This is a genomic window from Eisenbergiella porci (genome assembly GCF_009696275.1).
In the GTDB taxonomy this organism is placed as follows: domain Bacteria; phylum Bacillota; class Clostridia; order Lachnospirales; family Lachnospiraceae; genus Eisenbergiella; species Eisenbergiella porci.
Map to the genome: position 1 here is coordinate 64,928 of NZ_VUMI01000008.1, position 25,437 is coordinate 90,364.

General features: G+C 48.9%; 27 protein-coding genes. 10 read left to right on the forward strand and 17 right to left on the reverse strand.

Annotation, left to right across the window (positions count from 1 at the left end):
• Positions 1-128 precede the first annotated feature (128 nt).
• The 3 genes from FYJ45_RS06930 to FYJ45_RS06940 form a co-directional block, all read right to left on the reverse strand.
• Complete coding sequence (locus tag FYJ45_RS06930; protein ID WP_154464016.1) at positions 129-2,861, reverse strand: alpha-mannosidase; 2,733 nt, start codon at positions 2,859-2,861, stop codon at positions 129-131.
• 145 nt (positions 2,862-3,006) lie between these two features.
• Entirely contained in the window at positions 3,007-4,539 is a 1,533-nt protein-coding gene (locus FYJ45_RS06935) for a sensor histidine kinase (protein WP_154464017.1), read from the reverse strand.
• Entirely contained in the window at positions 4,523-5,293 is a 771-nt protein-coding gene (locus FYJ45_RS06940; protein WP_154464018.1) for a response regulator transcription factor, read from the reverse strand. Before FYJ45_RS06940 ends, FYJ45_RS06935 begins: the two co-directional genes overlap by 17 nt.
• Positions 5,294-5,605: 312 nt before the next feature.
• Here FYJ45_RS06940 and FYJ45_RS06945 point away from each other — a divergent pair, with 312 nt between their 5' ends.
• From FYJ45_RS06945 to FYJ45_RS06960, 4 genes are all read left to right on the forward strand, one after another.
• Entirely contained in the window at positions 5,606-6,520 is a 915-nt protein-coding gene (locus FYJ45_RS06945) for an ATP-binding cassette domain-containing protein (RefSeq protein ID WP_154464019.1), read from the forward strand.
• Positions 6,517-7,272 (forward strand): ABC transporter permease, encoded by a 756-nt coding sequence (locus FYJ45_RS06950; RefSeq protein ID WP_154464020.1) that lies wholly within the window; start codon positions 6,517-6,519, stop codon positions 7,270-7,272. The genes FYJ45_RS06945 and FYJ45_RS06950 overlap by 4 nt, the downstream gene beginning before the upstream one ends.
• A gap of 3 nt (positions 7,273-7,275) precedes the next feature.
• Complete coding sequence (locus FYJ45_RS06955) at positions 7,276-8,010, forward strand: ABC transporter permease (RefSeq protein WP_117543420.1); 735 nt, start codon at positions 7,276-7,278, stop codon at positions 8,008-8,010.
• A 163-nt stretch (positions 8,011-8,173) separates the two neighbouring features.
• Positions 8,174-9,082 (forward strand): hypothetical protein, encoded by a 909-nt coding sequence (locus tag FYJ45_RS06960; RefSeq protein WP_154464021.1) that lies wholly within the window; start codon positions 8,174-8,176, stop codon positions 9,080-9,082.
• Between the two features lie 209 nt (positions 9,083-9,291).
• Here the strand turns inward: FYJ45_RS06960 and FYJ45_RS06965 are convergent, their stop codons facing one another.
• Positions 9,292-9,504 carry a hypothetical protein gene (locus FYJ45_RS06965; RefSeq protein ID WP_154464022.1) on the reverse strand — a complete coding sequence of 71 codons (213 nt, stop codon included), beginning with the start codon at positions 9,502-9,504 and terminating at the stop codon, positions 9,292-9,294.
• Positions 9,505-9,528: 24 nt separating this feature from the next.
• A complete protein-coding gene (locus FYJ45_RS06970; RefSeq protein WP_154464023.1) occupies positions 9,529-9,738 on the reverse strand; it encodes a hypothetical protein in 210 nt (69 codons plus the stop codon).
• A 364-nt stretch (positions 9,739-10,102) separates the two neighbouring features.
• Between FYJ45_RS06970 and FYJ45_RS32135 the strand changes: the two genes are divergently transcribed.
• Positions 10,103-10,246, forward strand: coding sequence for a hypothetical protein (locus FYJ45_RS32135; protein ID WP_330588585.1), 144 nt, complete (start codon positions 10,103-10,105; stop codon positions 10,244-10,246).
• A gap of 219 nt (positions 10,247-10,465) precedes the next feature.
• Complete coding sequence (locus FYJ45_RS32610; RefSeq protein ID WP_320620674.1) at positions 10,466-10,663, forward strand: branched-chain amino acid transporter permease; 198 nt, start codon at positions 10,466-10,468, stop codon at positions 10,661-10,663.
• Positions 10,664-10,733: 70 nt separating this feature from the next.
• Here the strand turns inward: FYJ45_RS32610 and rbr are convergent, their stop codons facing one another.
• Together rbr and FYJ45_RS06990 are read right to left on the reverse strand one after the other, a co-directional pair.
• Positions 10,734-11,273 carry a rubrerythrin gene (gene rbr / locus FYJ45_RS06985; protein WP_021635601.1) on the reverse strand — a complete coding sequence of 180 codons (540 nt, stop codon included), beginning with the start codon at positions 11,271-11,273 and terminating at the stop codon, positions 10,734-10,736.
• A gap of 55 nt (positions 11,274-11,328) precedes the next feature.
• Positions 11,329-12,708, reverse strand: coding sequence for a [FeFe] hydrogenase, group A (locus FYJ45_RS06990; RefSeq protein WP_154464024.1), 1,380 nt, complete (start codon positions 12,706-12,708; stop codon positions 11,329-11,331).
• Between the two features lie 401 nt (positions 12,709-13,109).
• Here FYJ45_RS06990 and FYJ45_RS06995 point away from each other — a divergent pair, with 401 nt between their 5' ends.
• The 4 genes from FYJ45_RS06995 to FYJ45_RS07010 all read left to right on the forward strand — a co-directional run bounded on the left by FYJ45_RS06995 (position 13,110) and on the right by FYJ45_RS07010 (position 16,221).
• Positions 13,110-14,744 (forward strand): ABC transporter ATP-binding protein, encoded by a 1,635-nt coding sequence (locus tag FYJ45_RS06995; protein WP_154464025.1) that lies wholly within the window; start codon positions 13,110-13,112, stop codon positions 14,742-14,744.
• 22 nt (positions 14,745-14,766) lie between these two features.
• Complete coding sequence (locus FYJ45_RS07000) at positions 14,767-15,333, forward strand: ABC transporter ATP-binding protein (RefSeq protein ID WP_195841705.1); 567 nt, start codon at positions 14,767-14,769, stop codon at positions 15,331-15,333.
• A gap of 96 nt (positions 15,334-15,429) precedes the next feature.
• A complete protein-coding gene (locus FYJ45_RS30460; protein ID WP_235930688.1) occupies positions 15,430-15,594 on the forward strand; it encodes a P-loop NTPase family protein in 165 nt (54 codons plus the stop codon).
• 30 nt (positions 15,595-15,624) lie between these two features.
• A complete protein-coding gene (locus FYJ45_RS07010; RefSeq protein ID WP_154464027.1) occupies positions 15,625-16,221 on the forward strand; it encodes a hypothetical protein in 597 nt (198 codons plus the stop codon).
• Between the two features lie 142 nt (positions 16,222-16,363).
• Here FYJ45_RS07010 and FYJ45_RS33395 read toward each other — a convergent pair whose 3' ends face one another.
• From FYJ45_RS33395 to FYJ45_RS07055, 10 genes are all read right to left on the reverse strand, one after another.
• Positions 16,364-16,408 (reverse strand): hypothetical protein, encoded by a 45-nt coding sequence (locus tag FYJ45_RS33395; RefSeq protein WP_456298378.1) that lies wholly within the window; start codon positions 16,406-16,408, stop codon positions 16,364-16,366.
• Positions 16,405-16,839 (reverse strand): helix-turn-helix transcriptional regulator, encoded by a 435-nt coding sequence (locus FYJ45_RS07015; protein ID WP_235930664.1) that lies wholly within the window; start codon positions 16,837-16,839, stop codon positions 16,405-16,407. The genes FYJ45_RS33395 and FYJ45_RS07015 overlap by 4 nt, the downstream gene beginning before the upstream one ends.
• On the reverse strand, positions 16,830-17,225 hold the full coding sequence (locus tag FYJ45_RS07020) for a hypothetical protein (RefSeq protein ID WP_154464028.1): 396 nt from the start codon (positions 17,223-17,225) through the stop codon (positions 16,830-16,832). Before FYJ45_RS07020 ends, FYJ45_RS07015 begins: the two co-directional genes overlap by 10 nt.
• A gap of 82 nt (positions 17,226-17,307) precedes the next feature.
• Positions 17,308-17,673 carry a hypothetical protein gene (locus tag FYJ45_RS07025; protein WP_154464029.1) on the reverse strand — a complete coding sequence of 122 codons (366 nt, stop codon included), beginning with the start codon at positions 17,671-17,673 and terminating at the stop codon, positions 17,308-17,310.
• 187 nt (positions 17,674-17,860) lie between these two features.
• Complete coding sequence (gene rsmH / locus FYJ45_RS07030) at positions 17,861-18,916, reverse strand: 16S rRNA (cytosine(1402)-N(4))-methyltransferase RsmH (protein ID WP_154464030.1); 1,056 nt, start codon at positions 18,914-18,916, stop codon at positions 17,861-17,863.
• Between the two features lie 108 nt (positions 18,917-19,024).
• A complete protein-coding gene (locus FYJ45_RS07035; protein ID WP_154464031.1) occupies positions 19,025-19,849 on the reverse strand; it encodes a carbohydrate ABC transporter permease in 825 nt (274 codons plus the stop codon).
• Positions 19,839-20,744: a carbohydrate ABC transporter permease gene (locus FYJ45_RS07040; protein WP_154464032.1), complete on the reverse strand. Its 906-nt coding sequence runs from the start codon at positions 20,742-20,744 to the stop codon at positions 19,839-19,841. The genes FYJ45_RS07035 and FYJ45_RS07040 overlap by 11 nt, the downstream gene beginning before the upstream one ends.
• 128 nt (positions 20,745-20,872) lie before the next feature.
• Entirely contained in the window at positions 20,873-22,216 is a 1,344-nt protein-coding gene (locus FYJ45_RS07045) for an ABC transporter substrate-binding protein (protein ID WP_235930666.1), read from the reverse strand.
• A gap of 105 nt (positions 22,217-22,321) precedes the next feature.
• Complete coding sequence (locus FYJ45_RS07050; protein WP_154464033.1) at positions 22,322-24,310, reverse strand: glycoside hydrolase family 31 protein; 1,989 nt, start codon at positions 24,308-24,310, stop codon at positions 22,322-22,324.
• Between the two features lie 31 nt (positions 24,311-24,341).
• Positions 24,342-25,379, reverse strand: coding sequence for a LacI family DNA-binding transcriptional regulator (locus FYJ45_RS07055; protein WP_154464034.1), 1,038 nt, complete (start codon positions 25,377-25,379; stop codon positions 24,342-24,344).
• Between the last annotated feature and the right edge of the window lie 58 nt (positions 25,380-25,437).

Genomic DNA, 25,437 nt, shown 5'->3' on the forward strand with positions numbered 1-25,437 from the left:
TCCTGCAAGCAACGAGCCAAGCAGCCATGCTTGCATGGCTATTTGGCGACTGCCGCGAGGGGTGCTATGTGCCAGTGGCACATGTTTTGCACCGACCGAAGCGGAGCGTAGACCAAATACCCCGTTGCTTACAGCGAGGTATTTGATTTGCCGTCCTTCTTTTCCAGACCGGCCGTAAAAATCCCATACCCTCTGACAGAAAGCTTTCCCGGCTCCAGATATTCCTTCTTTTCCCCCAGCACATTGGAGCGGTAAATCCGCCGATCCGTCTCCAAAGCCAGTTCTCCTTCCGTTTCCGAAGCGTTGAACCCACGGAAGATAACGTCACCCGTCTCCTCCTGCACCTTCAGCGCCGTCCACAGCAGCGTATCCGTGCTGTATTTAAGGAAGGTAAAGCCATCCGGTATATTTCCATCCTGCATTTCCGATTTCACACCCCACAGCGATGAGGAATAGGCATAAGCCTCTTCATAGGAACGCATAAGATCCTCTCCTGCCCCGTGAGGGTACAGTGCAAATTCCCTGTGCTGTTTCCCCAGGCACTGCGCCTGCGGCGTAAGGAATTCTCCCCAGTCCCCCATCTCACGCACGCCTCTGTGCAGCGTAAGCGCTATAGTATTATCCTCTGGCAGGATTTCATATTCATTCAGCCCATGATTGGCTACCGTCATGCCGGCCTGATCCTCATGGACATTGACAAACAGCTGCTGATGCTGGGCGTTACAGGGATTTTCCCAGTTCCCGGACACGCTGTTGCTCCGTTTTGCCACCTCAAAGATGGAATCCGCATAGTGCCAGGGCGTATCCAGTCCCGTCCCGACAAGTACGCGTAGCCTGTGATCCAGCGCCTGATTGTCGAAATCCACTTCCACCTTCAGTCCCTTCCCGGCCCTTTCCAGAATATAGGTAACCGTGACGGTCATAGGAAGCGTCTGTGTGCTGCTTCCGGCCTTCCTGTGCCTGAATTCCACCAGGTCATGAATTTCCTGCTGCAGCCGGTCATCGGCGGAAACGGGGATTTCCATGGTCACCCGGGCCTGTACTGCGGCACGGTAGGGCTTATCCTCCGTCCTGGCAAGCGCCGCTCCTGTATCTCTGCTGAGAATCGGCGCTTCTCCCACAGGCTTAAAATAAATATATTCGTTTCCGATATCCCTGGTATCCTCCAGCATTACCGCTTCCCGGTAAATCCGGCCGCTGGGCTTATGTGTGATATCCACCGTTCCGTTTTCATTGATCCGGCAGGAAAGCCACTCATTTTCCATCACATATTCCGAGGTAAACAATGATTCTGTCTTTACTGTCTTCTTCTCCGCCGCCTTTTCCGTTACTGGAACAAGGCAGTAGCTTTTTACGGAAAATGGTTCCTGCCGTTCCGTCTCCAGGGTCACCTTTACACTGCGGCCGAAATAAGCATTCCTGAACCGGTCCTTGGGCAGATCATAGCCGAAGGCATAAGGCAGAATCTCTACGCTTCCCATGACCTCATTGCCTTCACTGTCCACAATGCGATATTCCGGCAGCTGTTCCTGACGAGCCTGTTCCAGGCAGGCCGCCACTGAACTTCCCTGGAAAGGATATTTTTTCACAATCAGCTTCAGCTGTGTCACTTCGCTTTTGTAAAAGCCAGTGGGATTGATTACGAGAAAAGGCACGGCTCCTTCCCCGGCAGCATATTTCCCGGTATCCACATGAGCGGAAAAATAGGCCAGGCATTCTTCAATAATATGCAGCGCCACCTGCTCCGCTTTTTCAAACCGCGCCGTCATTTCCCGGTGCACCTCATCCACGCTGCAGCCGCAGATACTGTCATGGGGATGGTTCTGCATCAGGGTTTTCCAGCCATAGTCAAACAGATGATGGGGATATTCCATCCCCCTGTCGTGGGCCATGGCTGCCAGAGGCTCCGCCGCCCTGGTAAACAGGGCCTCGCACCGGGCGTTCATCTGTTTCAGATAAATCCGGGACGATGCCGTATTGGCCAGTGTGTACCACCCGTCGGTTTCCTGGCTGCGCAGCTCTCCCCTGATGACAGCCAGATCTTCCTTCAGTTCCTGCTTCAGGCATTCCATATATCCGGTAAAATCAGAATGCACGAAATCTATATCGGGATACAGCTTTGCCGCCGTTTTCAGCGCGTCAGTCAGATCTGTCTGCACCGGCTGATGGTCGCAGCCGTTCATGAAAAGAAGATGATCCGTGGAAGCGAATTTCATGGCATCGGCCAGCTTCTTCTCCCAGTATTTTGCCGCCTCCCCAGGATCGGTGGGAATCTCTATGCCGTTACTGTACCAGTTGGCAAACAGCACGCCCAGAATGCGGGAGCCGTCCGGGGATTCCCAGAACATTTCCGAATACCGGGAAGCAAAATCAGCCCCATCTGATACCTCGTTATTGAATCCGGTGGGCTTTACGCCCCTGCCGAAGGCTGCGCAGTCGATCCCTGCATCCAGCAGGATCTGCGGCGCCTGTCCCATATTTCCGAAAGAATCGGGAAAATATCCCACCCTGCTCACATTTCCGTAGCCTTTGGCCTCCCGCATCCCCGTCTCCAGGTTGCGGAGGTTGGATTCACTGCCGGTCAGCCATTCATCCTGCAGAATATACCAGGGGCCTATGTACAGCCGCTTTTCCCTTACCAGCCTTTCCACCAGCTCCCTCCGCTCCGGCCTGACCTGGAGATAGTCATCCAGCATAATCGTCTGTCCGTCCAGATGGAAGCTTTTGAATTCCGGATCACGCTCCAGCGTATCCAGCAGCTTATCCATAAATTCAACTTCCAGCATATGATGCCTTTCATAGGGCAGATACCATTCACGGTCCCAATGGGAATGAGAGATTACATGCGCTTGTTTTTTCATTTACCTTCTCCTTTTTACGCTTCCCGACATGCCGCCTGCGACAGCATAACCAATCTTTTGGTGAGAAGGACAAAAAAGCTCCTCCCTCACACCTCCTGTCCGCCCCATTATAACGGATTTGCGAAAAAAGATCTTCCATGAAAGCTTAGTTTTTTTCTAACGTTTTTATCCTGTTTTCCCCATACCAGAGAATCTCCCACCACTTTTTCTTCTCCTTCTTTTTTTCCGTATCCAAAGTCCCTGTCACCGGAAGCAGCAGTATGACCTCCCTGCCGTCCCCTGAAAATTCCATGCGGCCTCCGTGGGCGTTTATAATCTGTTTTACAATACGCAGTCCCATAATATGGGGCTGTCCTGACGGATTTCCGGGCTGTCCCGCCAGGCTTTTGCCCCCTTCCGCGGCGCCCGGCCCTCCCATCGCAGGCTTTTCCTCCAATATGTCCCGGATTTCCTGAGGAATCCCGTTTCCGTCATCCTTCACCCCGATCCGGCACAGAGGAACCGGCCCCTGCTGCACAAGTCTCCCGCTCAGCAGGATCCGGCAGCCGGTATTGTGACGTATGCTGTTGCCAATCAGATTATGCAGCGCGCGGGTCATAAGACGTACATCCCCCGCCAGTACAAGCCCTTCCAGCTCCTCTCCGATGTCCGCCTCCAGTTCATAGCCCTCCTCAAGCCCCCCATTCAGACAGGAAACGGCAACGGAGCGCAGCAGGGCGGCGGGTACATATTTTTCCATGCGCAGCGGCTGCATCTGGTACTCCAGCTTGGAGGTCAGGTTCAGATCCTCTATCAGGGTTTTGATTTTCAGGCTCTGTTCCTTTATGATCCCCGCCTGCTTCCTGGCTTCTTCCGGCAGTGCGGCATCATTTTCCAGATTGTCCGCATAGCCCATCACCATGGACAGCGGCGTGCGGATATCATGGGAGACACCGGAAATCCATTCCGTACGGGCCGTATCCCTTTTTTCCAGATTCCAGCGCTGCTGCTCCAGCATCCGCGCGGCCTGGTTGAGCTTTCTCCCCAGATCACTCACCAGGCCATGCTCCGGCACCAGAACCTTGCGCCCGGAGGCCAGACCGTCAATTCCCGACGCCACCGGCCGCAGGGATGCATACAGCCGGTATCCCGAAAGCACGGCCAGGATAAGGACAAGCAGGATATTGGCCCCCACCAGCGCCAGCAGAAAATACGGTACATTCCTTATGGAATCCCGTGAAAATTCCACAGAATATTTGGCTGCGGTCAGCTTTGGCTCTCCGATGACAAGCAGGCCCGCGTCACAATTCCACACCCTCACCGGGTAATCCTTCAAATACCACCGGCTGAAGGAGGCCACCTCTCCCAGGCTGAAATGTGTGGGAATTTCATCAGGCAGCCGCCAGTCCCAGATCACGTCTCCGGCATCATTGAGCAAAAAGGCGAATTCTGCGCCGGAGGAATCCAGACAGGCGGTTCCTTCCTCCGACATCCGCACCGTCCCGTCCGGATTCAGCTCCAGCATCTCCGCCGCCTGCGTCACCCGCAATCGTGTTCCCCTGGACGAGCTGTTTCGACTTTGGGAATGAAAATAGGCGTTTACCCCGAAAAGAGCCAGCAGATTCACCAAAATCACCGTTCCGGCTATCCATGCGGCGGAAAAAATATACCGCCTGTATATTTTAAACAAGCTTTTCATTTCCGTTCTCCTTTGCCAGCTTATAGCCCAGTCCGCGCACCGTGAGAAGCCACTGCGGGGAGGAAGGGTTTTCCTCAATTTTTTCCCGCAGCCTGCGGATATGGACCATCAGCGTATTTTCATAGCCAAAATACTCATCTCCCCACACCGTATTGCACAGGATGTCAAAGGTTACGATATTCCCCCGGTTTTCCCAGAGCTTTTTTAAAATAGCAAGCTCCTTGGCGGTCAGCGCCGTGCTTTCCTGCCCGTCTGAAACAGTTCCCGCATTGAAATCCACCGTTTTCTTGCCCAACCTGAGCAAACCCTCCTCCTTCTGCGTTTCCGCCCGGAAATGAGGAAAATAGGTCCTTTTCAAAATCGCCGTAATCCGCAGCAGCAGTTCCCGGGGAAGAAAGGGTTTCGTTATATAATCATCCGCGCCCAGACCCAGATCCATCAGCCTGTCATTATCCTCATCCCTCGCCGACAGGAACAGCACCGGCACCTGGGACAGCAGCCTGATCTCCTGCATCAGGAAAAAACCGTCTCCGTCCGGCAGATTAATATCCAATATCACCAGATCCGGAACCAGATAATCCCCGCTTCCCGCAGCCAGACGCCCATCCGCCGTAAAATGCCGCATCGCCTCCCTGCAGCTGTTTGCCGCCGCCGCATTGGAAAACCCCTCCCGCCGCAGCATGTCCGTCAGCATCCTGCATAATTCCACATTGTCATCCACCAGCAGCAGCCTGCTGTCATATATCGTTCTCATACGATTAACCTGCCTTCTTATTATATATTTCTGCACCTGCCCGGCAGCCCGGACAGTTTACGTCTTCCCCTGTCACAGGCCTTTTTTCATCCCTGCAATGGCCGCAGCCCGGCCTGGGGCCATCCTGATTTACTTTTATTATAGCCGCAGGTCCATGCTTATGCCAGCCGCCGCCAAAAGATTTAAGGTAAAAGTAAGGTAAGCTTCATGAACGGTTAAGGCAAACCCCTTATCCTGAAAAAGAAGTAAGAAAGCCGCCGGACGGACAGACCTGGCGGCAGCATAAAAACAGCCCGGAAAAAGGAGGAAATTATGAAACTCGCAGTAAAAACAAACAATCTGAGCAAACTTTATAACGGCAATGACTGCGTCAGCAATGTGGATTTGAAAATCCCGGAGGGAAGCATCTATGGCTTCCTCGGCCCCAACGGCGCAGGTAAAAGCACTACAATGAAAATGCTTCTGGGACTGGTAAAGCCCAGCGGCGGCTCCGTAGAGGTCCTTGGCCATACCATGAACGATAAGAACAGGCTGGCAATCCTTCGGGAAACCGGCTCTCTCATCGAATCGCCCTCCTATTACTCCCATCTGACCGGACGGGAAAATCTGGAGATCGTCTGCCTGTTAAAAGGCGTCCCGGAAAAAGAAATTGATAATGTCCTGCATATTGTCCGCATGGAAAAGCAGCAGAATAAAAAAGCCGGCCACTATTCCCTTGGCATGAAGCAGCGCCTGGGCCTGGCCGCAGCCCTGCTTGGCCGTCCCCGCCTGCTTCTTCTGGATGAACCGACAAACGGGCTGGATCCTGCCGGCATCCAGGAAATGCGCGAGCTGATCTGCTCCCTTCCTGAGAAATACGGCATGACTGTCATGGTTTCCAGCCATCTGCTCAGTGAAATCGACCAGATGGCCACCCATACCGGAATCATCGACCGGGGCGAACTGATTTTCCAGGACAGCCTGGCTCACCTGCACGAACACAGCAGAAAACAGATCCGTCTGCGCACCATGGATAACCAGGCCGCCTGCCGGTATCTGACAGAACAGGAAATCAGCTGCCGCCTGGATCAGGATTCCATACTCTTCAAAGATATGCCTGACGACCGGCTCTCTACCCTGATGGCGGGTGTGGCAGCGTCAGGCGCGGGCCTTTTGCGGATTGAAGAACAACAGCAGAACCTGGAGGATATTTTCCTGGATCTGACCGGAAGGAAGGTGAGCTTATGATTACCGCTCTGCGTGCTGAATTCATGAAAACAAAAAGACGTTTTCTCTGGCTGCTTCCCTTCTGCGTAGTCTTTTTTGAATTCTTATGGACCATAACCAACAGTTACCTGCGTAAACCGGAAATTGCCGCCGAAGGCTACTATACCCTGCTGTTCCAGTTCCCGCTTATCAATACCATTTTTATGCCGCTTACCCTGGCCGCCATGGCCAGTCGGCTATGTGATGCGGAAAACAAGGGGAATACCTATAAGCTTCTGTGCACCATGCAGCAGAAAAAAATTATATTTGACGCCAAGCTTCTTATGGGTATTTTTTATGTGCTCATTTTTACTGCGTTGGAAGCCGGTGTAATACCGCTTCTGGCAAACCTGCTTCCCTTTACCCAGAAGCTGCCGGTACGCCACTATCTCACATTCCTGGCCGTATTTTTCCTGGTAAGCCTGGTATTGTTTTTACTGCAGCAGATCCTGTCCCTGCTCATCCCCAACCAGCTAATCCCCCTGTTTATCGGACTTCTGGGCAGTCTGGTGGGAGTTTTTTCCGCCTTTTTCCCTATGGGAAGCCTTGCCGGCCTGGTGCCCTGGGGCTACTACATGGTTGGCATGACCCTGTCCTCTGTGTATGAGGAAAGCACGCGTTCCATGTTTATTGAAGAAGCGCCCTTTGCCTGGGGATGGTTTGCGGCCTTTCTGGCAGCGTCTGTCCTGCTTTATCTGGCAGGGAAGCATCTTTTCTTAAAAAAGGAGGTCTGAATTATGTTGTTTGCATGTATGCGTGCCGAATTAATGAAGCTGAAACGCTCCTTTATCTGGAGTGTATTCCTTATCCTGCCCGTCATCAGTACAATCATGGGGTGCTTCAACTATATACAGAATACGGATATCGTGGGCGTCAGCTGGTACAGTCTGTGGACGCAGACCACCCTGTTTTATTCCAATTTTTTCTATGCGCCGCTGATTGCGGTGTACTGCGCCTACCTGTGGCGCCTGGAAAATTTCAACCGCAACCGCAATGCGCTGCTGGCCGCCCCGGTCCCCATTCCCTGCCTGTATCTGGCCCAGTTTCTCGCCATCTCCTGCGTCACCCTGCTGACACAGCTGTGGGTAGGCGTCCTGTTCCTTATCTGCGGCCTTATCACCGGGCTGCAGGGCTTTCCGCCTTTGGATACCATAATCTGGCTGCTGCGCGGCTGTGTGGGCGGGCTGGCCATTGCCGCGCTGCAGCTGTTCTTTTCCTCCTTTATCAGAAGCTTTGCCCTGCCCATTGCCATGGCGCTTCTGGGCAGCGTTGCCGGACTGCTGTTTTCCTCGGCAGGCTTCGGGCTGTTTTTCCCTTATTCCCTCATGCTTTTGGGAATGAATTCCAATAAGGAGGAGGATGTCCTGGCCGGAAGCTTTCTGCCGTTCTTCTTAAGCTGTGGGATTTTCCTGCTGATTTTCCTGTGGTGCGGGATAAGATATCTGAAAAAGACGGACGTAAAGGCATATTGACACGTTTACAGTCCGGACAGATCTGCGCATTTAGCTGCACAGGGCAGACGTATTTCAGTTTATTTTCCGGTTGTATTTACCCTTTCACAGCTGTTATAATTAAACATCGCAGCTGCCAAATTAACTGCCGCTTCAAAACAGCATGACCGAAAGGATGAATCAGATGAAAATAAAAAAACCGGCAATTATGTTAGCCTGCCTTTTTTTCAGCCAGCTTACAGCCTGTGCACAGCCGTCGTCGTTTGAAAGCATTCCCCACGAGAGCATTCCTGCCGTAACAGACACGGCCGGGGTAACGGCCCCTGCATCCCTGGCGGAAGAAAGCCCTACGGCAGAGACTCCGGCCCCGGCGGCCCCGGAGAAAGAAGCCGCTTCGGAAACAGAAGAGAAACAGACAGAACAAGCCGAAGCAACCGACATTCCGGAAGGGGACGGGCAGGAAGGCCCGGAAATGGCTGTATATGCCGCCGCCCTGGAAGAAATATATACAAACCATACCTTCCCCGGCAGCAAAGACTTCGGCTTTGATGGCTTCCATGACATGTCCGAAAATAAGTTCGCAGTATATGACATCGACTCTGATGGGAAAAAAGAACTGATCGTATTATATACCACCACTTACATGGCAGGCATGACAGGAACCGTTTACGCTTACGACAGTTCTTCGGGAACCCTCCGGGCAGAATTGCAGGAGTTTCCGTCGCTCACCTTCTATGACAATGGAGCCGTGGTGGCGGAATGGTCCCATAACCAGGGAATGGCCGGGGATTTCTGGCCCTATACGGTTTACAGCTACAATTCCGGCACGGATACCTATGAACAGACGGCTATGGTGGATGCCTGGGATAAATCTGTTGGGGAAAAAGATTACGAAGGAAACTCTTTTCCCGATGATATTGATGCCGACGGAGACGGCCTGGTATATTATATCATGCTTGGCGCAACCTATGAAAAAAATACGCCTGTGGATTTTGAGGAATATACAAAATGGCGGGATTCCTCCATCGGCCAGGCACAGCCGCTTGAAATTCCATACCTGGAACTGACGGAGGAAAATATTAAAAAGCTGTAACAGCTCCTCCCAGCCTGCGGAAAACTAAAAGCGCATTACCCTCAGCCGCCCTCCTCCATGGCTTCTTCAGCCGACACCATACGGGAAATGTGCACAAAATAGCATTTGAAATTCCCGTTTTGCTCCTTTTTCACCGGCAAGCTGCTTCACCTGCGCCTCCTCCAAAATATCCGTTACGCCGCCCGGTTCAGCCTTACCCTCAGGCTCCGTCATTTTGACGTTGCGGCCTGGAATTTCCTGCTGATGTATGGAGGTATAAAAACTTTTTTCTCCTGATACATCAGGTTTTCGGCTTCATCCACCGCTTCCTGCAGGGTCTTTCCTTCCTCTGCCCAGCTTACGCCCATAGCGGCCAGCCTTCCCGCTTTTCGGAACTTTTCCCGGAGCAGCTCCGCTCTTTCCTGAAATTCCTGCTTTTCCATTCCCCTGCATATAATTACGAACCTTTATCCTTCAGGGGAGGTGTGATATCCCTGATAAAAGCATTTCTGTTCATGGTTCCGGTCAGCCCGTCCACAAAGCAAAGCCGTCCGGATATTCTGAGGCTTAAGCCGCCGGTATTCCAGGGGATCCGATTCCTTTAACTCCTCCAGATCCTTGATGATTATGCATTCCCCTCTTTGAAAGGATGACATCCAACGTCTGATTTCATCCATACTTCCATCTGTGCGCCTTTGGCGGCACAAGCAATCCTTAAGCAGAATGGCCCCGCCATTCCATCCATATGAGATTCAGAATATCCCTGCCGCAAATCCTGCCGCATCTGTTACCCTAATAATAATTCTTATCTCCCGCTCTGTCCAGCGTAGAAAATTGGCAGCGCCCACAGCGCCCCGGCGCCGGAGTGAAAATCATTTCCCGCAGGCCGACAACATTTTCCGCAAACCGGCAATTGCAAAAGCAGCCGGCAGCACGTATAATAAAAGCCGTGTAACTGTCGAATAAAAATAACTGCCGTAAAACTGTCGGTTTTTCAACAGCTGCAAATCCATACAGTCCGACTGCGGAGGTAAAACTATCATGAAAAGAAAGGCGCTGAAAGCCGCCGTTCCTTATACGCTTCCTGTTATGATGGGATTTATTTTCCTGGGAATGGCCTTCGGCATCCTGCTTTTCCTCCTGCTGTTCCGCAGGCAGTGCGACGATAAAGGGAAGCAGCAGTAGATTATAAACTGCCGTTTTAACCGCCTTTCCAGCCGCAGGCGGCTGTCTTTCTTAAAATCACAGTTCCTGATATCACGGAGGTTCTTATGTCCAGTATTCAAATCCTGGTTACCATAATTGTTATTGCCCTGACCACACTGCTTACAAGGGCGCTGCCCTTCCTGTTTTCTTCCGGAAGGGAAGAAGACGCCGGAATTCGTCACCTATCTGGGCGGGGTCCTGCCCTTTGCAGCCATTGCCATGCTGGTGGTATATTGCTTTAAATCGGTATCGCTATCGGATGGCTCCCACGGCATTCCTGAATTTCTCGCCGCCGCTTTTGTGCTCGGCATCCATAAATGGAAGCATAATATGCTCTTTAGCATCGGGGGAGGCACAGTGCTTTATATGTTCCTCGTCCAGATGGTCTTTAAATAAAAAACGCCCGCAGCTGCCGGAACCCCGGCGCTTACGGGCGCTGCCTGATCTGCCTTGCGCAGATTTATAATCAGTAATTCTCAGCCTTTACCTGGAAATATGCCTGAGGATGGGCACAAACAGGGCAAACCTCGGGAGCCTTCTTGCCTACGCAGATATGTCCGCAGTTGGAGCACTGCCATACCACATCGCCGTCCTTGGAGAACACCAGATCTCCTTCCACATTGGCAAGGAGCTTTCTGTATCTTTCTTCATGCTCTTTCTCAATTGCAGCAACGCCTTCAAACAGTCTTGCAATTTCGTCGAAGCCTTCTTCCTTCGCTTCCTTAGCGAAGTTCGCATACATATCAGTCCACTCGTAATTCTCGCCTTCAGCTGCTGCTTTCAGACATTCTGCTGTGGTGCCGATACCGCCGTTGATCAGCTTGAACCACATTTTAGCATGTTCCTTCTCATTATTTGCGGTCTCTTCAAAAATATTGGCAATCTGAACATACCCATCTTTTCTTGCTTTGGAAGCAAAATATGTATATTTATTTCTTGCCATTGATTCCCCTGCAAATGCTGTTTCCAGGTTCTTTTCTGTCTTTGATCCTTTTAATTCTGCCATAGTACAATCTCCTTTTCTCTTTTTCGTTAACAGTTTCCATGTATTCCAGATATTTCTATTTTACTCCCAAATCCGAGCTTCTGTCCACATAAAAAGTATGCAGCATTTTCTCAGCAAGCTCACTCATGGGTTCCTTATAAAACTCCCTGTACAGCCTGATAATCTCCTCATTCTGATGGCTGCAGCGTACCTGCATGCTGCGGTCTCTTTTATAAAGGCTGTCAATGCGGGCCTTTCTCAGGGCGTCGCCCTTCCATTCAGTATCCTTGGGCTGTCCGCCTCCGCCGATACAGCCGCCGGGGCAGGTCATCACTTCTACAAAATGATACTGCTTTTCGCCCTTCTTTATTTTCTCAAGCAGCCTTCCTGCATTGGCTGTACCGAATACTACGGCCAGCTTGAGAATCACGTCGTCATTGATATAGACAAAGGCTTCCTTCACGCCCTCCAGCCCTCTTACGGACTGCAGATCATACAGGAATTCAGGGGCTTCCTCTCCGGTGACCATGTGGTATGCCGTCCTTACCGCCGCCTCCATAACGCCTCCGGTATTCCCGAAAATCACACCCGCGCCGGATCCTTCTCCCATAAAGCTGTCATAGGGTTCATCCCCCAGGGTAAGAAAATCAATATTTTCCTCCCTGGCCCATCTGGCAAGCTCTCTGGTGGTAATGCAGTAATCCATATCACGCATGCCTTCAATTCCCAGATAACTGCCCGCCGCGTGCATCTCCTCCCGGCGGATTTCATACTTCTTGGCCGTACAGGGAGTTACCGCAACGTTGGCTATCTTCTCCGGATCTATCCCCATCTTCTGTGCAAAATAGGTTTTAATCGTGGGGCCCTGCATGCCGATAGGGCTTTTAGCTGAGGAAATATGCTCCCGCATCTCGGGATAGTAGGTTTCCACATATTTCACCCAAGCCGGGCAGCAGCTGGTAAACTGCGGTATGGGCTCGTTCCCCTTCGTGAGACGTTCCACCAGCTCGCTGGCCTCTTCCATTATGGTCATGTCCGCCGCGAAATTGGTGTCCAGCACATAATCGGCGCCCAGCCTGCGCAGCAGGGCCACCATATTCCCCTGGACAAAGCTGCCGTCCGCCATGCCGAACTCTTCGCCCAGCGCCGCCCTGACGGAAGGGGATGTGCTGCATATCACAATTTTATCCGGGTCGGCCACAGCCCTTCTCACATCCTGGTATTCATACTTCTCCGTGATACTTCCGGCGGGACAGACATTAGCGCACTGCCCGCAATGGATACAAATTGCGGTATCACCTGTCAGCTCCAGATCATAACGGTCTGCAACCCCGATGCTTTCCGTGCAGATATTCTTACACTGGCCGCATTTGATACATTTCGTCTCATCCCTGACGATTGATGGATTATCAGGTTCAATAGGCACCCTGATATCCGTAAAATTATGCTTGCTCATTCCGTGTCCTTTCGCAATGAATCTTTCCCTGGTTCCTTCGCCATGCCTGCCGACGGTGCATGGCCTGCTTTTTGTTCCCTTGATGCTTCCAGTATATCCCACTCCTTATTGATTGTCAATATCAATAATAGAAATTGTTACTGTTTTTATGGCATGACTATGAGGCTCCAGACAAACAACGGGTGCGGGCGTGCACAGCACGGAGTAATCGCCTATCATCCATCATGATGACTGTGCCAAGCAGACATGTCCGTTTGTATCCTTTTTCTCTCTCTTGTACCAAGAATAATTATAATTATTTTACCTACTGTTTCTTATAATGAACTTACTTTATGATAAGGATAACTTGATTTTGCTGACAATTCTGCTGTTTTTTCTGTAAGGGGAGGTATCACATTGCTGTGAATTATCTTATGAAATATAAAGGCCAGGCAGGATACGCCGCCCTCATAGTCCTTGCCAATGTTGGCCTCCAGATACTTTCACCAAAATTCCTGAGCGGCTTTATCGATAGTGCAGAAGGGGGCAATGCCCTACTCATCCCCGGCCTGATGATAACCGGATATTTCTTTACCGTTTTGCTGCAAAAGGCAGCATTCGTTTTGGAGGAATACATCTGTGCGAGCCTGGGCGGAAGAATTACAAATGATGTAAGGCATGAAATGCTTTCCCATTTTCTTGATTTGGGTATGGAAAAACATACGGAATACAGCAGCGGTGAAATCATGACCCGCCTGGATGAGGATGTGGAAGGCATTTATGAATACCTGCACATTCTGTTATTGAAAATTGGAACAAGCGCCCTTTTGCTGACCGGCGTCCTGATCGTCATCGGCCTGAATAATCTGTGGCTGGCACTGATTTTGCTGGCTGTCAGTATCTTGTCCATAGGGTGCTTTAAAAAAATAACTGATTTCGGGACGAAATGCTACCGGAGAAGCAATCAGGCCACAGCAGTTTTTAACGGCATCCTGAAGGATAAACTGGATAACCTTGTGGAAATACATCTGGCGGCTGCGGACAGACCTGCACTGCTTTCCCTGAAGGAAGCCATTTACACCAGATTCGGGGAATCGCTTCCGGCCGGCCTGATCTATGGCCGCCTTTGGAGCGCAGCTACAATGATGGAAACCGTTTTCATCGGATGTACACTGCTCATTACAGCCATTTTCTGGGACAGGGGCATCCTTTCTCTTGGCACCGTGTACCTTTTTTATAATTATGTAAATCTGATATTCCAACCTCTCAATTCCTTCCGCAATTATCTCGGTGAACTGCAGAACGCAAGAGCCAGGAAGAAAAGAGTGGAAGAGTTTCTGCAAATCCCCACAGAAAAAAGAGCGCACAGTCTTCCGGTTCCTGCTGATTTCACATCCCTTACCGTAGAAAATCTTTATTTTTCCTACGATGACAAAAACGAGGTTCTGCACTACATCAGCTTTTCAGTGAAGGCCGGAGAACATGTGGGGATTATGGGTGAAACCGGCTGTGGCAAAACCACATTGGTAAAGCTTCTGGCAGGCCTGTATCACTGCCGATACGGTGCGGTCCTTGTAAACGGAATTCCTGTGGAAAAATTCGATCCACAGGAACTGAGGAGGGAAATAGTATATTGTCCCCAGAAAGTCCAACTCATGCACGCATCCCTGCGGGATAATATCACACTGTTCGATTCCCGCATCCGGGATGAGAATATTCTGGCCGCCATCCATGCGCTGGAATTAACCGACTGGTTTGCCGGATTCCCGCAGGGACTGGATACCCCGCTTTCTTCCGGAGAAGGCAGTATTTCGTCCGGGGAAGCCCGGTTTGCAAACATTATCCGCCTGTTTCTGCGCAGCCCGCAGGTTATTCTCCTGGATGAAATCACAGCCAACAAAAAGGCAGAATACAAAAACAGGAGAAATGCAAAGGAGGTATTCCCAATAAAATATACAATTTCAGAAGCTTTCTCAAAAATTAATCAAAATCAAGCCCTGGCTCACCCTGGGCAGTATTCTGCTCAATGCCCTTATTTTTTCCTATGCCGCCGTTAATATCAGCTGTGTGAGATGGATTATGAATGCATTTCAGGACGGCCTTCAGGGAAGAGGTATCCTTCATAGAATCTGGCCTTATTTTATATTACTGGCGGCCAATGCCGCCGCGCGATGGCTGAGTATCCGGGGCAGCTCTTATCTGAATGTGCTCAGCCGATACTATTATCACGACAGCCTAAGGGTCCAGGTGTTCAGTGGCCTGCTTCGTTCGAATCACCTCCGGGACAGGGCGGACAATTCCGAAAAAACCTTTGAGCGGCTGGACGATGATGTGCCCGCGGCCTGTTTCCCTGTGGAGCTTGTCGCGGAGGTCGCTGGATACTGTATTTTCACCTTTATTGCGGTAGGCTCCCTGATGCTCATAAACTGGAGAATTACCCTGTTTCTTTTCCTGCCCCTTTCGCTGTGTCTTTTTCTGATTAAAAAAATATCCGGGCGCATACGCAGCAGCAGGAAACAGAACCGGGATATGCACGACAGAGCCTCCAGCCTGCTGTCCGATATTGTAACCTCCGTACTGTCCATTAAAACAATGGACACAAAGGATCCTGTGAAGAGGAGGTTAAGGAATGGCCGGGCGGCCTAGACACAATGACGGGGGAAAACGGAATCATGCTCTCCGGCGGCCAAAAGCAACGGCTTCTGCTTGCCCGCATGCTGTTAGAGCATCCTTCCCTGTATTTTGGACGATGCCACAAGCGCCCTCGACAGAATTACGGCAGAAAAGCTCATTTTTAACCTGAAGCAGCGAATGATACAGGACAACGCCGCCGCTGTTTTTATCAGCAATTCTGAGGTGGTGAAAGCGGCTGCCGACAGGGAACTTTGTATCAGCCAATACGTGTAGAAAGTAAAGCTTATAAAGAAAGGAAACACTATGAAAAATATATCCGCAAGGCAATATCAAATCCTGGCCGACCATATGAGCATTTACCAGTTCATGATTGATATTTATGAGAAAGACTGGCGCAACGGGGTTCCGGCCCCTTTCCCGGAATACGCCCTATCCTCCGAATGGATGGATAAATCCTATACCCACAGGAACCGTATCTGGGAGGAGGACGGGAATATTGTTGCCTTCTGTTTTACCGCGGCACTCATGGATGCCGCCCGCAAAGCCGGTTATACTCAGACCAGTTCCTATACTGACATGATATATGAATTTGATAAGCCTCTGGATTTTCCGCTTCCCGAAGGGTATCACTTCGTGGAACCGGGAAAATGCATTATTGAAAAAATCCAGGAAGGCTGCTGGAAGGGCTTTAATCACGAGGCAGAGGAAGGCCCCTGTATGGAAATGCGGAAGGCGGCTATCATCTTTGCCAGGCGCCGCATGCCACCATGCAGTATCCTGTGGCAATTGAAAATGAAAATGGAGAGTATGTTTGCTATGCCGGGATGTGGTGGACTCCGGAAAACCATCTGGCTTATATGGAACCGCTTTGCACAGTCTTTTCAGAAAAATGCAATTTGAACATAAGTATATTGTATTCTTCCCTGTACACAGGAGTCATGGAAAAATCATGCGGCAGTACGCGTTCAAACAACTGGTTAGTCACTTGAAGATTTCTGATACGGGACATTTTATAAGTACGGATGTCATTTTTATGAACAGATCAGGCGACCAGATACCAGGCATGTGATTTGAAAACCAGCTTCAGCGGCTCAACAGTCTAATTGCCCGCTCCAGCGCTGATATATTGTCCCGTTCCTTTTCAGGACTGCCCCAATACGAAAAATCAATCTCCAACCATTCCGATTGTATATTGTGGCTGAACAACCCGGCTACCTTGTTCAAAGTTTTACCAACATCCGGATAATTGGATGATTTCAGGATTTGCAGGGCCTGAATCATATTACTTTGTTCTGCCTGTGTGAAATAGGACTTGTCTAAGGAATAACCTTGCAGTAAGGACAGACCGCCGCCATATCCTTTCTGTGATGTGATTGGTATGCCCGCCGCCGGGAGTATATTGATGTCCCTGTAGATCGTACGTGTGGAACCACCAAGCTCCTCCGCCAGCCGTTTCGCCGTCAGGCAATCGCAGCTTAACAGCAAAAACACAATTTGAATCAGTCTGTCTATCTGCATATTGAAAACAATTCTTCCCCCAAATATTTGTCATACGGCGCTACCAGGCACTTTTCAATTGCCTTCCAATAGCTGTCGTAAAGATTTTTTTGTGCTGCCCCATAGCTTTCTTTCGTATCAAACTCCCAATAGAGCATGTATTTAACGCTTTTTACAAAGCGGGTGAACTTAGGCGGCGGCAGCCCTTCTTTAATCTGTTCCATGTCGATATGGTACTCTCTCTTTATAAACCGCAGCAGGAGCAGACCCTTTTGCTTTTCCAGAAAAGATTTTGCTTCCAGCATAAGCGCCTCAAACTCATCAACCTTTTGCGGCTTGACTTGATAAATACATATTTCAGTAAACGGCTTATTCCATCCCTCCTTTGTCTCAGTCAATTTTATCATGAGGAATGCGACATCAGCATGTCGCATTCCTAAAAATATGCATATGTTATTATCAAATACATGAAAATAATTTTCAGAATTGTCATGAAACCTTTTTGGTTTCTGTTAAGTTTTTTGCTTTTAACTGTGCCGTTGTTTCTTCTGTTATGTGCAACGCTCCTACAACGAAGCACTCCTGACGCATATAATTATTTTTCTCCAGGCGTGAATGCAGATAAAAATTTGTATTCTCAGCAATGCGGAACATACATTTCGCTGCTTTTTCCTCACCTATCCGTTCACATCCCCGGATGTGTTCATCCACACTGTCAGGATAAACATTATACAGGGGGAATACTACCAGACGCCGCCCGGAGGATTTTAATATCCATCCCTCATAAACCTGTGTTTCCGTATCCTGATACAGGTTAATAATCTGTTCCTCTAATTTTAATATTGGTTCATTCATCAGCCTCATCTCTCCTTTTCCTGATTTCAGCTGACTATACCATCTTTCTGCCCGGATTTCTTGTATGATATCTTCCCCCGGGGACATTTTCGTCCCTTCCTTTAGAAAAAATAAAAAACAGGCTCTTTCCATTCTCATGAATCAATCATGGAAAGGCCTGTTTTCATGCACTTTTATCAACCATCCGTCAATCCGCGGCCCGGATTGCCCATCTCATTTTTGTAGAACGTGCCCTGCTGTTTCTGGCGCACTCCTCCGCCGAAGGCCGGATCACCTCATCGGAAATCTCACTGTAAATCCCTTCCTTATAGAACTGTTTAAAGGACTTCTTCACAATACGATCCTCCCCGGAATGGAAGGTCAGTATTGCCGCTCTTCCATTAGGAGCCAGTACCTGGGGAAGCTTTTCCATCAGGGCATAGAGGGCTTCAAATTCACTGTTAACATCAATCCGGAGCGCCTGGAAGGTTCTCTGGCAGGATTTTTTCACTGCTTCTTTTCTCTCCGGAGCAGGGAGAAAGGAAAGCGCGTCCTCGATCGCCTGACGCAGTTCCCCGGTGGTTTCAATGTGTCCGCCCTTTTTCAGCCGGGATACTATCTCCTGGGAAATCTCCTTTGCATAAGGCTCATCGGAATTTTCCTGAAGCATCCCCATAAGCTCTTCCCGGAAAATATTTTTCAGGCGCTGCGCCGCGCTGATGCCCTTCTGCGGATTCATGCGTAAATCCAGCGGGCCTTCCGTTTTATAGGAAAACCCTCTGTCGGGATTATCAATCTGCATGGAGGAAACGCCTAAATCCGCCAGTATGAAATCAAATCTCCCCGCATCCCGGGCCACCAGATCAATATCTGCGAAGTTCTGCAGCCGGATGGTAAGGATATCCTCCCCATAGCCCAGCTTTTCCAAGCGTTCCTTTGTTTTTGCCGACTCAATGGGATCCACGTCCAGCGCGTAAAGATGCCCCTTAGACTGCAGGCATTTGAGCATCTCCTGTGTATGGCCGCCATACCCCAGTGTTGCATCCAGCCCTGTCTGTCCCGGCTTGATCTGCAGAAAATCCAGAATTTCCTTCACGCAGATGGAAATATGCATCCCTGCGGGCGTGCTTCCTTTTTCAATTACCCTGGATACGGTATCCGCATACTTTTCCGGGTTCAGCTCCTTGTATTTTTCTTTATAATTTTTAGGATACGCGCCTGAATAACGGATACGTCGTTTATGCTTTTTCTCCTGATTTTCCATCCTGTCTCTCCTTCCGTTCATCTTGCATACAGCAGATTTCTCTATGCTTCCTCTACTATAGCAACTAATACGGCGGAGAGCAACTTTTCCTGTTCTAATTTAACCTGTTCAGCCTTTGATACCACCGGCCATAACACCATGTTTAAAATTTTTCTGGGCACAGGTATAGACAATAATAATGGGAATCATGGAAATCAGGCTGCCTGCCATCAATACATTGTATTCCGTACCATACTGCCCGTTTAAATTATTTAATGCCAAAGTCAGAGTCATTTTATTTCTATCCGTCAGCATCAACAGCGGCCACAGGTAATCATTCCAGCTTTCCATAAAGGTCGTGATTGTCAGCGTGGCAATAGAGGAACCGCACAGAGGCAGGATTACCACCCGGAATATCCTGAACATCCCCGCTCCGTCAATACGTGCCGCTTCCATAAAATCATTGGGAATGGAGCGCATCTGTTGTACCAGCATAAAAATACCAAATACACGGAAAAGAGAAGGTAATATCACGCTGGGATATGTATTAATCAGTCCCAATTTATTCATAACCACAAAAAGAGGAATTAAAGTCACCTGAGTGGGTATCATCATGGATGCCAGATAAAGCTTCAGCAGTCCATCTGCACCCGGAAAACGGATTTTGGTAAAGGCAAATGCCGCCATAGAGGCAGAAAGGATTGTAATCAGCGTATAGGAGATGGTAATAAAAAAGCTGTTGAAAATTGCCTTTAAAAATGGAAACTTTGAAAAAACCTTTCTATATGCATCCATGGTCGGATTTTCCGGTATCCATTGGATCGGTATCTCCATTAATGCTCCTTTACTTTTCAACGAGGTGGAAACCATCCAGAAGAAGGGAACCATCACCACCACGGCAATCAGGCAGGATATCGCATAAAAGCGAAATACTTTCCAAAATTTATGATTCATAATGCACCCACCCTTTCTGCAGCTTCATCTGCACTCCGGTAAGTGCAAAAATAATCACGAATAAAAGCCAAGAATAAGCCGAGGCGTACCCCATCTTAAAATACTTGAAGCCATAGGTATATATCCGTTCCACCATAACCTGTGTCGCGCCGTTCGGCCCTCCCTCCGTCATGATCATTACCTGCGGAAACAATTGAAATGCATTAATTAATGACATAATCATACAGAAAAATATAGATGGCGTCAGCAGCGGAAGGGTAATGCTGAAGAACTGTTTTCTTTTGCCTGCGCCATCCACACGGGCAGCTTCATAATATCCTGTATCAATAGCTTTCAGTCCTGACAGCAGAAACAGGCCAAAAAATCCCATGTCCTTCCAGACAGATGCCAGTACGATAGCCGGCATCGCCCATACCTCACTTGTCAGCCAGCTGGGGCCTTTTATCCCTACAATGGAAAGGAGCTGGTTAAAAATACCATACTGGGGGCTTAGTACCCATTTCCAGATCAGGCTGGCCGCCACCCAGGAGGTCAGCACAGGAATATAATACATTACCCTGAATACAGTGATTCCCTTCATATTTTTATTCAGAATCACAGCCACTCCAAGAGCCGCAATAAAAACAAGCGGAATATAAAGCACAATATAATAAAACGTATGCCCCAACACCTTCCAGAACTCTATGGCGCCAAGAATCTTTATATAGTTATCGAAACCGATAAAATGGCCGGACAGCGTCTTCCAGTTGAGTGAATCCAGCCCGTTCCAGTCCGTAAGGCTGATAACTACCGATATCACAATCGGAAGCAGGCTGAAAACTATCATGCCCGTAAGGCTGGGAAGCATAAATGGAACTGACTGCAGCAGCGCTTTTTTCTGTCTTTTTTTTCTCATAATCCTTATCCTCTTGGCAGGACGGCTCCCTGCGCCAGATAGCCGCGGCGGCCTTCACCCTTTTCATCCCGTTGTCGGGACAGGGGCTTACCGGGCCGCCGCGTTCCTATTATTTCCCGGAATCAGTATTACTTAAGTGTAATCTGTGCCTCACATTCGCTCTGCGCCTGATCAAGTGCTTCCTTAACAGTAAGCTTTCCGGATGCCGCCATGGAAAGTTTATCCGTAATAATATCAGACATTAAAGAATAATCTTCAATAATAGGCGCAACTACAAGGTAGTTCAGGGAATCAAACACCGCCTGACGGTTTTCGGGAGGTGTAATCGCAAGATAACCTGAAAGCACTTCCTGATTGTTAACAGCAGGAAGATCCCAACCTGCTTCGATTCTTATCTGTGCAGCTTTATCACTTGATGCCAGCCAGTTGATCCATGCAGCTGCCGCTTCTTTTTTCTCACTCTTCTCATTCACTACAAGGGCATTGCTGAAAAAATGGGTTGCTTTCTGTGTTCCTCCGGGCTCCACACAGATATCCCATGCAAAATCACACCCTTCCGTAAAGGTTGAAAAAGCCCAGATACCGGTAGGAATCATTCCCAGACGGCCGCTTTGGAACAAATCCCAGTCACCCATTCCCCCCATTTGCTCTTCATTCGGCTGTACGTTACTCTCTGTCACCTTATTAATCATCATTTCTGCGGCTTTCAGGTTTTCTTCCGAATTAATTGTAAATGCGGATTTATCCTCGCTCAGGATGCTGCCGCCGTACTGTGCTGCGACCTTGAAAAATTCATTGAAGGTAATCGGCTGATAAATACCATAAGTATTCTCATCCAAAGCTCTGATAGCTTTCGCAGCCTTCAGCGCATCATCCCAGGTCCAATCATCAGAAGGATAATCCTGCTTTGCCTGATCGAACAAATCCTTATTATAAATCAAAACAACATTAGAGAAATTACCGGGAACCCCATACTGTTTTCCATCCAAATTAAAAGCGCTCAGCGCTGTCTCATCATAACCTGCAGTATCTATTCCGGTTAACTCCGCCAATGCTCCTTTATTTGCATAGGCAGCAAAATTCTCAATATTCAGTTCATAACAATCCGGCGCTGTCCCTCCTGCCACACGGGTCTGCATCTGGGTAAAATAATCATCATAGCCAATTGTCTCAATCTGCACAGTAATATTAGGGAACTCCTCATGAAAGGCATCATACATTTTCTGAAGCGTTTCCTCATTGCTGCCGGAAGCATTAAAATTAGCATATGTAATAGTCACTTCCTCCGGGGAATCTCCCTGCGAAGTAATGTCCACCGTCTCAGCCTCCGGCTGCGCTGTCTCTGTCTTTGCAGCCGTCTCCTGTGCCGCCGGGCTCTCTGCCGTTGTTTCAGCATTGCCGCAGCCTGCAAACATTACGAGCATAGATGCACTCACTGCCATTGCCAGTAACTTTTTGATATTTCTCTTCATTTTTTCTCCCTTCTGTACGCTCCGGCGCACATTCCAATCATATAATGAAAATCTGATGTTTCAGCCTGCTCAACTTAAAATTGAACCGGTTAACTTTGCGTAAAATTATGTTTCCTGAATTTTTTCCCAGGTAATCTGCCTTTCCCCCATTCCTTCTATGGTAACTCCCTGCCTGTCCCAGCAAATGTTAATTTCTCCTGCTTCATCCCAAAAATGTTCTTCCCCCGAATTACCGGCCAACATAAAATGCAAATCCACTGTTTTTCCGGTTTCATTCCCCGTATCCGCTGCCAGCCCTTCCCGTGCTCCGCCCTTCAATGCCAGTGCACAACCGGACCGGAGGTAAACCGGAAATCTTTCTTCAGATATAATATGACGGCTTCCTTCATATTTTCTATGAGTAAACAAACCATACCAGTTTCCTTCCGGAAGCCATATCTGTCGTTTATACTGTTCTTCTTCCAATAACGGAGCTACCAGCAGGCTTTTACCCAGCAGATATTCATCCTCCGTACATACTGCCTCTCTATCCTCCGGCCATTCATAGATCAATGGGCGCATCATCGGCCTGTATTCTCTGCAGCACAGAATAGCCGTGCTGTAAAGATAAGGCAGAAGATTCATGCGCAGTCTGTGCCAGAATCTCATTTCATTCACAAATTCAGGACATCCCCATGCTCTGGCAATATTCCACGGGCTTCTCTCATTATTTCCTTCCATCCCCGGCATTAAATCCCGAAACTGCCCTCCGTCCGGTTCGGAATGCCACTGCATCACAGGCGCAAAGCAGGAAAACTGCGTTGCCCTTCGGTATAAATCCGGCGTGGGAAGTTCTCCGGCAAAGCCTGCAATATCAAAACTCCAGAACGGAATCCCTGTCATTGCCGCTGACAATCCTGCCTGAAGGACACTGTACAGCTCCCCATTTTCCGACTGCTGATCTCCTCCCCAGTGAATTGGAGTTCTGTGAGCGCCGGCAAAGCCTGCTCTGGAAAAAAGCACCTTGTCCTTTCTTAAGAATTCTGTATAGGCCTCCGTATAAGTCTGGGCGTAGCTGTTTTGTGCCTCTGCTCCACTCAATTGCCGACAGAAAACCAGGTCATCTTCATGAATGAATTCACCGCCATCTGTCTTAAATCCATCCACACCCATATCCAGCAGATATCGGCGTTTTTCAAACCATGTATTTTTACTCTCCGGATTCGTAAAGTCCGGTATCAATGATCCTGAAAACCAGAAGCCTTCCGGAATCTCATAAGGACTCCCGTCCTTTCTAAACACACACAAACCCCGATGCAGAGCATCCTCTTTATCCAGCTCTAACTGTCTGCAGCTGACTTCCTCCGCTGCCTGCTTTTTATAGACAGGAATCTGCCAGAGAACAAGGTGGATACCTCTTTCATGCAGCGTGTCAATCATTTTCCGTGGATCCGGCCACATACTGCTTTTTGTAAAATCAAATTCTTTAGCCTCATGTGCCTTGCCTCCCTCCTTAGGTTCATAACCTGCACCATTCCAGATATAAAATGTGGCCTCATCGCTCCATGCCTCCAACACCAGGACACTGGCAGGAAAATGATATTCATCCATCAGCCGCAGCTGCTCCTCCACCGCTTTCTGCGTATTCCAGTGGTTTGCTGAAACCCAAATACCAAAGCTGTATTTCGGAGGCAGCTTGGCCGGCCCGAAGCATTTCATATACCCCGCAATAATTTCCGACGGCGTACCTGTAAACACATGTACCATGGCATCTGAAGGAAATATGCATTCAATTCTGGCTTCAAAATTAAATTCTGTCTTTTCCCTCGTCTCTACATATATGCCAAGACCTGTATCCGTTACAAAAAAAGGTGCTGACAGATAGGTATTTTCTCCCTGATGGCAAAATTTCTCCGTCACCTGGTTTACGGCCTTCTTCCCTTTTTGGTTCAGTCCGTTATATTTTTCTCCCATGCCATAAGCTCCTGCATACGGGATTTCTATATACAGATGATCCCCGCTGCCGCCGCATTTTCTTTGCAGCACAGCCTTATGGCCTCCTCTTAACTCCAGTTCCCATATGCAGGGTCCTGTCTCCATAATTCTTTCTTCCATAACTCCTTCTCCACTAATCATTCCCTTCCAACTAACGTCTTTTTTCAGGTTCCATCCTCTTTACGCTCGCACGCTCTACCAGGCGCACCGGAAGTACCTCCTCCACCTTTGCCATATTCGGATCCGCCATATTCTGTACCAGAAGGCTGACTGCCCGCTCCCCCTTCAGGGATATATGCTGCTTGATTGTTGTAAGGCCAGGCGTAAGATATGCGGATATATCCAAATCGTCAAATCCGATAATGGATATATCCTCCGGCACCCTGATTCCCATCTCATAAAAACCTTTTATCAGTCCTATGGCAAAAATATCAGCTGTTGCCACTACCGCAGTTACATCCACTTTCTCCCGGGCAATCCGTCCGGCAATATCAACACCGCTGTCATAATCTACATTTCCTTCAAAAACGTATTCCGGACGATAAGGAATTCCAAAATCGGCAAGTGCCTCCTGATAGCCTTTGAAACGCTTATTCATTACCCCATCCTCATGCAGGATGCCGGAAACTAGTGCGATCTTCCTGTGTCCTGCCTCCAGTACATATCTGGCAGCCATATAAGAACTCTTCTGGTCATCAATACGGATCTCATGAAACCAGTCATACTTACAGTAACTGTCCACCAGCACTACCGGAACATCCAGCTGATTAAGCTGACTTAAAAACTCATTCTGATAGGTTCCAATAATAATTACTCCATCCAGATTACGTTCCCGAATCAGATTCAGATAATCCTCTGTCACATCCGTTGCTGATATCAGTACATGATAACCATTCTGTCTGGCGTGAAATTCTATGCTCCCCAGAATTTCACTGTAAAAATTATTGCGGAACATCAGCGTGCTTCCCGGCTCTGTCTGGGGAACCACCACACCAATAAGCTTTGTATCTTTAATGGAAAGTCCCCGTGCATTCAGATCCGGCACATACTCCATACGGCGTATTACATCCAGCACCACATCTCTTGTCTGTTCTGAAACTTTCTTCTTCCCGTTTAATACATAAGATACCGTTGCAGCCGATACGCCCGCCGCCGCAGCCACATCGCGGATTGTCGCTTTTTCTTTCATAAATATATCCTCTTGAGGTTCCTGTTTCCGGATTATTATTCAAATGCATTTTTAACCG

Coding starts and splice junctions, on each gene's coding strand:
- FYJ45_RS06950 (WP_154464020.1), top strand. CDS start 6,517: ATGATTACCGCTCTGCGTGCTGAATTCATGAAAACAAAAAGACGTTTT.
- FYJ45_RS07050 (WP_154464033.1), bottom strand. CDS start 24,310: ATGGAAGAAAGAATTATGGAGACAGGACCCTGCATATGGGAACTGGAG.
- FYJ45_RS06930 (WP_154464016.1), bottom strand. CDS start 2,861: ATGAAAAAACAAGCGCATGTAATCTCTCATTCCCATTGGGACCGTGAA.
- FYJ45_RS07010 (WP_154464027.1), top strand. CDS start 15,625: ATGAAAAATATATCCGCAAGGCAATATCAAATCCTGGCCGACCATATG.
- FYJ45_RS07045 (WP_235930666.1), bottom strand. CDS start 22,216: ATGAAGAGAAATATCAAAAAGTTACTGGCAATGGCAGTGAGTGCATCT.
- FYJ45_RS07055 (WP_154464034.1), bottom strand. CDS start 25,379: ATGAAAGAAAAAGCGACAATCCGCGATGTGGCTGCGGCGGCGGGCGTA.
- rsmH (WP_154464030.1), bottom strand. CDS start 18,916: ATGGAAAATCAGGAGAAAAAGCATAAACGACGTATCCGTTATTCAGGC.
- FYJ45_RS06990 (WP_154464024.1), bottom strand. CDS start 12,708: ATGAGCAAGCATAATTTTACGGATATCAGGGTGCCTATTGAACCTGAT.
- FYJ45_RS06935 (WP_154464017.1), bottom strand. CDS start 4,539: ATGAAAAGCTTGTTTAAAATATACAGGCGGTATATTTTTTCCGCCGCA.
- FYJ45_RS07015 (WP_235930664.1), bottom strand. CDS start 16,839: ATGCAGATAGACAGACTGATTCAAATTGTGTTTTTGCTGTTAAGCTGC.
- FYJ45_RS07025 (WP_154464029.1), bottom strand. CDS start 17,673: ATGAATGAACCAATATTAAAATTAGAGGAACAGATTATTAACCTGTAT.
- FYJ45_RS06955 (WP_117543420.1), top strand. CDS start 7,276: ATGTTGTTTGCATGTATGCGTGCCGAATTAATGAAGCTGAAACGCTCC.
- FYJ45_RS07040 (WP_154464032.1), bottom strand. CDS start 20,744: ATGAGAAAAAAAAGACAGAAAAAAGCGCTGCTGCAGTCAGTTCCATTT.
- FYJ45_RS32135 (WP_330588585.1), top strand. CDS start 10,103: ATGAAAAGAAAGGCGCTGAAAGCCGCCGTTCCTTATACGCTTCCTGTT.
- FYJ45_RS06945 (WP_154464019.1), top strand. CDS start 5,606: ATGAAACTCGCAGTAAAAACAAACAATCTGAGCAAACTTTATAACGGC.
- FYJ45_RS06965 (WP_154464022.1), bottom strand. CDS start 9,504: ATGGAAAAGCAGGAATTTCAGGAAAGAGCGGAGCTGCTCCGGGAAAAG.
- FYJ45_RS06940 (WP_154464018.1), bottom strand. CDS start 5,293: ATGAGAACGATATATGACAGCAGGCTGCTGCTGGTGGATGACAATGTG.
- FYJ45_RS07035 (WP_154464031.1), bottom strand. CDS start 19,849: ATGAATCATAAATTTTGGAAAGTATTTCGCTTTTATGCGATATCCTGC.
- rbr (WP_021635601.1), bottom strand. CDS start 11,273: ATGGCAGAATTAAAAGGATCAAAGACAGAAAAGAACCTGGAAACAGCA.
- FYJ45_RS06970 (WP_154464023.1), bottom strand. CDS start 9,738: ATGGATGAAATCAGACGTTGGATGTCATCCTTTCAAAGAGGGGAATGC.
- FYJ45_RS07000 (WP_195841705.1), top strand. CDS start 14,767: ATGAATGCATTTCAGGACGGCCTTCAGGGAAGAGGTATCCTTCATAGA.
- FYJ45_RS06960 (WP_154464021.1), top strand. CDS start 8,174: ATGAAAATAAAAAAACCGGCAATTATGTTAGCCTGCCTTTTTTTCAGC.
- FYJ45_RS07020 (WP_154464028.1), bottom strand. CDS start 17,225: ATGATAAAATTGACTGAGACAAAGGAGGGATGGAATAAGCCGTTTACT.